This window comes from Faecalibacterium intestinale (assembly GCF_040096575.1).
In the GTDB taxonomy this organism is placed as follows: domain Bacteria; phylum Bacillota; class Clostridia; order Oscillospirales; family Ruminococcaceae; genus Faecalibacterium; species Faecalibacterium intestinale.
Genome location: NZ_JBBMEN010000027.1, coordinates 19,125 through 27,134, shown reverse-complemented (window position 1 = coordinate 27,134; position 8,010 = coordinate 19,125). Strand labels below are relative to the sequence as shown.

General features: G+C 56.7%; 3 protein-coding genes. All 3 read right to left on the bottom strand.

Features of this window, described 5'->3' with window-relative positions; genetic code table 11:
- Positions 1–126: 126 nt before the first annotated feature.
- Complete coding sequence (locus tag WMO20_RS12810; RefSeq protein WP_349187097.1) at positions 127–771, bottom strand: rhomboid family intramembrane serine protease; 645 nt, start codon at positions 769–771, stop codon at positions 127–129.
- Positions 772–1,434: 663 nt separating this feature from the next.
- On the bottom strand, positions 1,435–3,009 hold the full coding sequence (gene mgtE / locus WMO20_RS12805; protein WP_112091451.1) for a magnesium transporter: 1,575 nt from the start codon (positions 3,007–3,009) through the stop codon (positions 1,435–1,437).
- Between the two features lie 1,444 nt (positions 3,010–4,453).
- Positions 4,454–7,999 carry a pyruvate:ferredoxin (flavodoxin) oxidoreductase gene (nifJ, locus tag WMO20_RS12800; RefSeq protein WP_349187096.1) on the bottom strand — a complete coding sequence of 1,182 codons (3,546 nt, stop codon included), beginning with the start codon at positions 7,997–7,999 and terminating at the stop codon, positions 4,454–4,456.
- Between the last annotated feature and the right edge of the window lie 11 nt (positions 8,000–8,010).

Here is an 8,010-nt window from a genome sequence, read left to right as displayed (position 1 = left end):
CCCAGCGGAGCGTCCTTGCACGCTGAAAGCAAGCAGAAAGTTACCCCGCAAAGCGCACACTTTTCCGGTTCTCTTTTGGTGTCAAAAGAGAACACCCCTCGGCAGTTTCCATTTTCACGGGAGGTTTTACCTCCTATTTTTTCTCTTCCACTGCTCCCGGCGCACCCATGCGCGGAGAGAGCGGTAGGCCATGGGGGCAAAGAAGAGCCAGACGTTGAGCATGGACAGCAGATAGTCCAGCTTGCCGGGCAGGGAAGCGCCCAGAAAGCTGAATACCCACAGCACTGCCGCGAAAACGCCGAAATATTTTACCCGGATGGGGATGACAAAGAAGAGCAGCAGCTGCACCTCCGGGTACAGCATGGCAAAGGCCAGCAGCAGGGAGAGGGACAGGCAGTAGGTGCTGGCGGTCACGCCGGTGAGCAGACAGCCCAGCACTGTGCCCAGCACACCGGACAGCAGATACACCGTGTAGCGGAAATCGCCCCACTCCCGTTCCAGCGCCGTACCGACGAACCATGTGAAGTAGATGCCCAGCACCACGCTGAGGATGCTGCCGCCGGAAAAGGGGATGAATATAAAGCTGATCACCCGCCAGATCTGCCCCTGCAGCAGCAGGCTGCGGCTGAGCCCCAGCCAGTAGGGGATGGTGCGGTCAACAAACAGCTCGATGGCCAATACCAAAATCTGCCCCGCCACCAGAATATTGGTCAGGTTCGGGATGCCATAGCGGCCATACTTGCGCTCCAGCTTATTCAGCCAGTTGTTCATGTGTTTCGCCTCCGTTGCGGGATGCCCCGCCAGTTTCATGTTACCCCTATTTTACCATGACCGCTCCTTGCATTCAAGAAAATCCACGCGGAAGGCGTTGAAACTGCACTTTCTTTCCCGGCACACAGGCTGCAAGCGCAGTTTTTTCACCCCGAAGCCGCCGGGGTGTGGAAAAGGCGGGAAAAACACAGCATTCATGCGGGTTTTAAGTCCCAAAACGACAACCGGAAATTGTATGGACTATCCGTTCTGGAATGAACTTTTCACTTTTTCCACCGGGTTTTCCACCGTTTTTGTGAAAAAGAAGCGCAGTTTCCAACGATGTTTTCCACTTTTTCCACATAGTTTTCCACATCCGGTGGAGGAAAGTCCTATACAAGCCGTAATGGACGCCGCCATATTCTGGAAGTTTCTGGGCTAAAATGTGGGCATTCTGCCTTTTATAAAAAAGAAAGTCGAAGGTTTTTCTTTTGTTTTTACAGTTTACTCCGGCTTACGGGTTTGCTTTTCTCCAATTTGGAATTTTGCCCCGGGCAGTTTTCCACAAACCGCCGGGGAGAAAAACCCGGTGTGGAAAACGGACACAAACAGCGGTTTTCCACACTGTTTTTGCCGCAAAAAAATGCCGGGCGGTCCGCAGACCGTCCGGCATTGCCTTTTTCTTTACATCATATTGCGGAACACCAGCTGTGCGATCTGGAAATAGAGGATCAGGCTGCAGGCGTCCACGATGGTGGTGATGAAGGGGGTAGCCATAATAGCGGGGTCGGCACCCAGCTTTTTGGCGGCAAGCGGCAGCATACCGCCCACCAGCTTTGCCAGAATGACGCTGAAGAACAGCGACACGCTGACCACGATGGCGTAGCCCATCACGTTGGCGTACTGACCGGGGAAGAGGAAGGTGTACATCAGGTAGATGCGCAGGCCGTTCACAACGCCCAGCACCGCGCCCACGATGGCAGACACCCGCAGCTCCTTGGCCAGCACCCGCACAAAGTCGGCGGGCTCTACCTCGCCCAGTGCCAGACCGCGCACCATCAGGGTGCTGATCTGGTTGCCGCAGTTACCGGCGGTATCCATCAGCATGGGCATGAAGGACACCAGCAGCGGCAGGCTGACAAAGGCTTCCTCGTAGTGGGTGGTGACCATGCCGGTAAAAGTAGCGGACAGCATCAGGATCAGCAGCCACGGGATGCGCTGCTTGGCGTGGGTCCACACGCTGGTGCCAAAGTAGGTGGTGGCGTCGTCATCCGGGAGAATGGCGGCCATCTTCTGCATATCCTCGGTGCTCTCGTCGGTCAGAACGTCAATAGCATCGTCGATGGTGATGATACCCACGAACATCCCCTCGTTGTCCAAAACGGGCATGGCGGTAAAGTCGTAGCGCTGCATCTCACGGGCCACGAACTCCTGATCGTCGGTGACCTTCACGGTGACCAGATTGTCCTCCATGATCTCCGTGATGGGGGTCTTGGGGTCTGCCAGCAGCAGATTGCGGGCCGAGACAACGCCCTGCAGCCGGTTGCTCTCCACCACATAGCAGGTGTAGACGGTCTCGGCATTCTCGCCCTGCTTGCGGATGGCGGCAAAAGCCTGTTCCACCGTCATATCCATGCGCAGACGCACATATTCCGGGGTCATCAGGCTGCCGGCAGAGCTTTCCGGGTAGTTCAGCAGCTTGTTCAGGCTCTCGCGGGTCTCCCGGGAGGATTTTTCCAGCACCCGCTTGACCACGCCTGCGGGCATATCTTCCAGCAGGTCGGCGGCATCGTCAAGGCTCATCTCCTCGATGGCGCTCACCAGTTCCACGTCCGAGAAGGCGTTTACCAGATCGTCCCGGGCTTCGTCGGACATATAGGCAAAGGCTTCGGTGGCAACTTCCTTTTTCAGCAGACGGAACACCACCAGACGGTTGTTCTCGTCCAGTTCTTCCAGCAGCTCGGCAAGGTCGGCGGGCTGCTCTTCCTCGGTCACCTCGCGCAGCTTGACGTACTGCTTTTTGATCAGCAGCTTCAGCAGACGGCTCTTGGTCAGCATCTCGGGGTTTGCCTTGACCTCTTCGTCATTGGCTTCCTCCCGCTCTGCCTCCCGCATATCCTGCTTCAGATCCTCGGTGGCTTCCTCGTTCAGATCCTCCGCCAGCTTCTGACGCACCTCGGCGGGAATATCGGCGGGCAGCTCCTGCACCGGCAGGTTCTGTTCCGTGTTGGTTTCCAGCTTCTTTTCTTCCATTTCCATGGGCTACCTCCTCTGGGCACTATACGGCGCGGAGGGCTTTCTCCGCGCCGGAGGATGCAGCAGGTCGGGAAACAAAAAACGCGCCGCCCGGTGCCGGAATGCCGCAAATGCAGCCGTTTCCGCGCACGCAAAGCCGCGCCTTTCCTATGCCGGGGGCTTTTTATAAGCCGCCGGGGGCAAAAAGGCGAACGCAGTACTTTTTGTTGTCCGATCTACCGCATCGGTGGAGCTACTTCGACTATGATCAGGGTCCATTGTCCTGCGTTCACCTCCCAGTTTTCGTAAATTCCGCAGCCGCAGCACCCGCGCCGGGCGCTGCGTTGGCTATATCCTTTTTTATTATAGCGCCGCAAAAAAATGGGGTCAACCCTAAAGCGAGGTTTTGCAAAGATTTTTATCGCAAGGCAAGAAATCAGTGCAACATTCAAACAGCATATTTGCGATATGCAATTCAACGTTGCTGCCGCTGCATTAAAAAGTTGAATTGCAATACGGCGTCTTACAGAAACAAAACACCCTTCTCCGTGTTGCGGCACACAGAGAAGGGTGTTTTGCTTGGATATTGCCTTGGTGTGAGGAGGAATCATGTTACTTGGGAAGTGGTTGCGGCCCCGCTTCCCATGGCAAAAGTATAACAGCTTTCACCATTCATTTCGTTAAGAAGCTATGAAGAAACTGTAAAAAGGAAGCGGAAAATTCTGGAAGATTTTGTGATAAGCTTCTTGGTCATTATCAACATCCTCGCCCTCTCCGTCTTTGCTCCGCAAATCCACCTCTCCCAAAGGGAGAGGCCTTGGCAAAGAGATAACGTTTGCGGGGACTGCCAAAGGCTCTCCCTTTGAGGAAAGACTTCCCCCGGCCGGGGGAAGATGTCGCGTAAGCGACAAAAGGGGGAATCTGGCAAGGCCGACAGGCATTGACTGAGAGGGCGAGCCCGCTAAATCTTTCTTATTATACCAAAGTATTTTCAACATGATAGAAAATGGCTGCTGCACCGGACAACGTGCAGCAGCCCTTGCTGTTTTTTTTACACAAAAATACGCCCCGGTCACCGGAGGGTGAACGGGGCGCTAAAAACTGATGCAGTTTTTCACTGAGGCAAGATCCCTGCAAAGGCAGGTCTTATGCCGCAGGCGGAGCAAGGTATCTGCACGCAGACCTTATGCTCCTGACACACGCGGGGTGTGCTCTCAAGGGCCCTCGCGGGCGCTTTGGTATCTCAAGCCCCTGCGCAAAAGGCGGGGAATGAAATCAGGTTTTTTCGACCGTTCTGTCAGGTACAGGGCAAAACGTTCAGCCTGTTCTGTGCACGGCAAAGGCAAATTCCACAGTTCCGCACCGCTGCATTGCGCAGTAACCGCCGATGCGGGGCTGCCGCTCTTCACACGGGAAAGAGCAGGGGCCGCTGGTTCATTTGGTGTCTCTGCCGCTGCTTAAAAACAGCTTACTTGTACAGCTCGACCAGACGGGTCAGGTGCTCGTAGCGGTCGTTTGCAACCTCCTGGTTGCGAGCGAACAGCTCCTTAGCACGCTCGGGGAAGGCGCGGGTCAGACGGCTGTAACGGGTCTCGTTTGCCAGCAGAGCCTGATACTTCTCGTTGTCCACAGCCTTGGAGGTCAGGGTGAAGGGGTTCTTGCCCTGTGCCTTGTTGGCGGGGTTGAAGGTGAACAGGTTCCAGTAGCCAGCCTCGACTGCCTTCTTCATCTCGTTCTGGCAGTTGGTCATGCCGCCCTTAACACCGTGCAGCTCGCAGGGAGCGTAGCCGATGATCAGAGAGGGGCCGGGGTAAGCCTCAGCCTCGGCAATCGCCTTGACAGCCTGGTTCATGTTAGCGCCCAGAGCGATCTGAGCAACATAGATGTAACCGTAGGTCATTGCGATCTCGGACAGGCTCTTCTTGCTGATCTCCTTACCTGCAGCAGCGAACTGGCAGACCTCGCCGATGTTGGAGGCCTTGGAAGCCTGTCCACCGGTGTTGGAGTACATCTCAGTATCGAAGACCATCACGTTGACATCCTCGCCGGAAGCCAGAACGTGATCCAGACCGCCGAAGCCGATGTCGTATGCCCAGCCGTCGCCGCCGAAGATCCAGACGGACTTCTTGGCGATGTACTGCTTGCTCTTCAGGATCTCTGCAGACTTCTCGCAGCCGGCAGCAGCAGCCTTCTCCAGCTCAGCGATCAGGGCCTTTGCGGGCTCGTCATTGGCCTTGGTGTTGTTCTTGGTTGCGATGAACTGCTCGTAAGCAGCCTTCAGCTCAGCAGAAGCCTTGTCGGAACCAGCAACCTCTGCGATCTCCTTGATTAGGTTCTCACGGACGGTCTTCTGGCCGATGTACAGGCCCAGACCATGCTCTGCGTTATCCTCGAACAGGGAGTTGCACCATGCAGGACCATGGCCGCTGTCCTTGTTGACGGTGTACGGAGAGATGGAAGCGGTGCCGCCCCAGATAGAGGAGCAGCCGGTAGCGTTGGAGATGTACATCTTCTCGCCGAACAGCTGAGTGATCAGGCGAGCGTAAGAGGTCTCGGCACAGCCTGCGCAGGAGCCGGAGAACTCCAGCAGGGGCTGGTTGAACTGAGAGCCCATAACGGTGTCGTCGGCCATCTTGGTAGCCTTCTTGGAGATGTTGGCCACGCAGTAGTCAAAGACTGCCTGCTGATCGGCCTGGCTGTCCTGAGGAACCATGGTGATAGCCTTGGTGGGGCAGACGGTGACGCACTCGCCGCAGCCCATGCAGTCCAGCGGAGAAACAGCCATAACAAACTTGTACTCGGGGGTCAGCTTGTTATCGCGGCTCTTGGTCTGTGCAGGAGCAGCTGCCAGCTCGTCAGCGGTCAGCAGGAAGGGACGGATGGTTGCATGAGAGCACACGAATGCACACTGGTTGCAGCCAACGCACTTTGCAGCATCCCACTCGGGGACGTTGACAGCGGTGCCGCGCTTCTCGTATGCAGAAGCGCCCTGCTCCCACTCGCCGTTTGCATTTGCCACGAAGGAGGAAACAGGCAGGCTGTCGCCGTCCATACGGGCAATGGGCTCCATGACGTCGCGGATCTGCTTGACCAGTTCCGGACGGCCAGCCAGAGCCTTGGGTGCGGGATCAGCCTCGGGGTTGGACCAGGATGCGGGCACGTCTACCTTGTGGATAGCGTCAACGCCTGCGTCAATGGCCTTCCAGTTCATCTCAACGACGTCCTGGCCCTTCTTGCCGTAGCTCTTCTGAGCGGCCTGCTTCATGAAGTTGATGGCGTCATCGATAGGCATGACGTCAGCCAGCTTGAAGAATGCAGACTGCAGGATGGTGTTGGTGCGCTTGCCCATGCCGATCTCGATAGCCTTATCGATAGCATTGATGGTATACAGCTGGATGTTGTTGTCAGCGATATACTTCTTTGCCTCGGCGTTCAGGTGCTGGCCCAGCTCCTCATCGGACCACTGGCAGTTGATCATGAACACGCCGCCGGGCTTGACATCCTGGACCATCTTCATACCCATGTGGATGTAAGCGGGGTTGTGGCAGGCCACGAAGTCAGCCTGGTTGATGTAGTAGGGGCTGCGGATGGGCTTGTCGCCGAAACGCAGGTGGCTGATGGTCACGCCGCCGGTCTTCTTGGAGTCATACTGGAAGTATGCCTGAACATACTTGTCGGTATGGTCGCCAATGATCTTGACGGAGTTCTTGTTTGCGCCGACGGTGCCGTCGCCGCCCAGACCCCAGAACTTGCACTCCTTGGTGCCAGCAGCTGCGGTGATGGGAGCGGGCTTGACCTCGGGCAGGGACAGGAAGGTGACGTCATCGGTGATACCCAGAGTGAAACGCTCCTTCGGCTGATCCTTCTCCAGCTCCTTGAACAGAGCGAAGATGGAGGACGGGGGAGTGTCCTTGCTGCCCAGACCGTAGCGGCCGCCGGTCAGAACGACATCGTTCAGGCCAGCCTCACGCAGGGTAGCGGCAACATCCAGGTACAGGGGCTCGCCCAGAGAGCCGGGCTCCTTGGTGCGGTCCAGCACAGCCACCTTCTTGGCGGTCTTGGGCAGGACCTTCAGCAGAGCGGAGGACACCCAGGGACGGTACAGGCGGACCTTGATGATACCGACCTTCTCGCCCTTGGCGTTCAGGTAGTCGATGACCTCGTCAGCAACGTCGCAGATGGAGCCCATAGCAACGATCACGCGGTCAGCATCGGGTGCGCCGTAGTAGTTGAACAGATCGTAGTTGGTGCCCAGCTTTGCGTTGATCTTAGCCATGTACTTCTCAACAACAGCCGGCAGAGCGTTGTAAACGCTGTTGCAGGCCTCGCGGTGCTGGAAGAACACGTCGCCGTTCTCGTGGGAACCGCGCATCTTGGGGCTTTCGGGGTTCAGAGCCTTCTTGCGGAACTCCTCAACAGCCTCCATGTTGCACATTTCCTTCAGATCAGCGTAGTCCCACTTCTCGATCTTCTGGTACTCGTGAGAGGTACGGAAGCCATCGAAGAAGTTCAGGAAGGGAACCTTGCCCTCGATGGCGCACAGATGTGCGACAGGGGACAGATCCATAACTTCCTGCACGCTGCTCTCGACCAGCATTGCAAAGCCGGTCTGGCGGCAAGCCATAACGTCGCTGTGATCACCAAAGATGTTCAGGGACTGGGTAGCAACGGTACGTGCAGAAACATCGAACACGCAGGGCAGCTGCTCAGCAGCGATCTTGTACATATTGGGGATCATCAGCAGCAGGCCCTGAGAAGCGGTGAAGGTGGTGGTAACAGCACCTGCACCCAGAGAGCCGTGGACAGCACCAGCGGCGCCGGCCTCGGACTCCATCTCAACGACCTTGACCTGATTGCCGAAGATGTTCTTCTGGCCGGCTGCAGACCACTGGTCCACAGAGTCAGCCATCGGAGAAGACGGGGTAATGGGGTAGATGGCAGCCACGTCCGTGTAGGCATACGCTACATGGGCGGCAGCGGTATTGCCATCCATAGTTTGCTTTGCTCTAGGCATTTTTCTTCCTC

Bases quoted from the DNA above. Each gene is read 5' to 3' on its own strand.
- WMO20_RS12810 (WP_349187097.1), bottom strand. From the start codon at position 771: ATGAACAACTGGCTGAATAAGCTGGAGCGCAAGTATGGCCGCTATGGC.
- mgtE (WP_112091451.1), bottom strand. From the start codon at position 3,009: ATGGAAATGGAAGAAAAGAAGCTGGAAACCAACACGGAACAGAACCTG.
- nifJ (WP_349187096.1), bottom strand. From the start codon at position 7,999: ATGCCTAGAGCAAAGCAAACTATGGATGGCAATACCGCTGCCGCCCAT.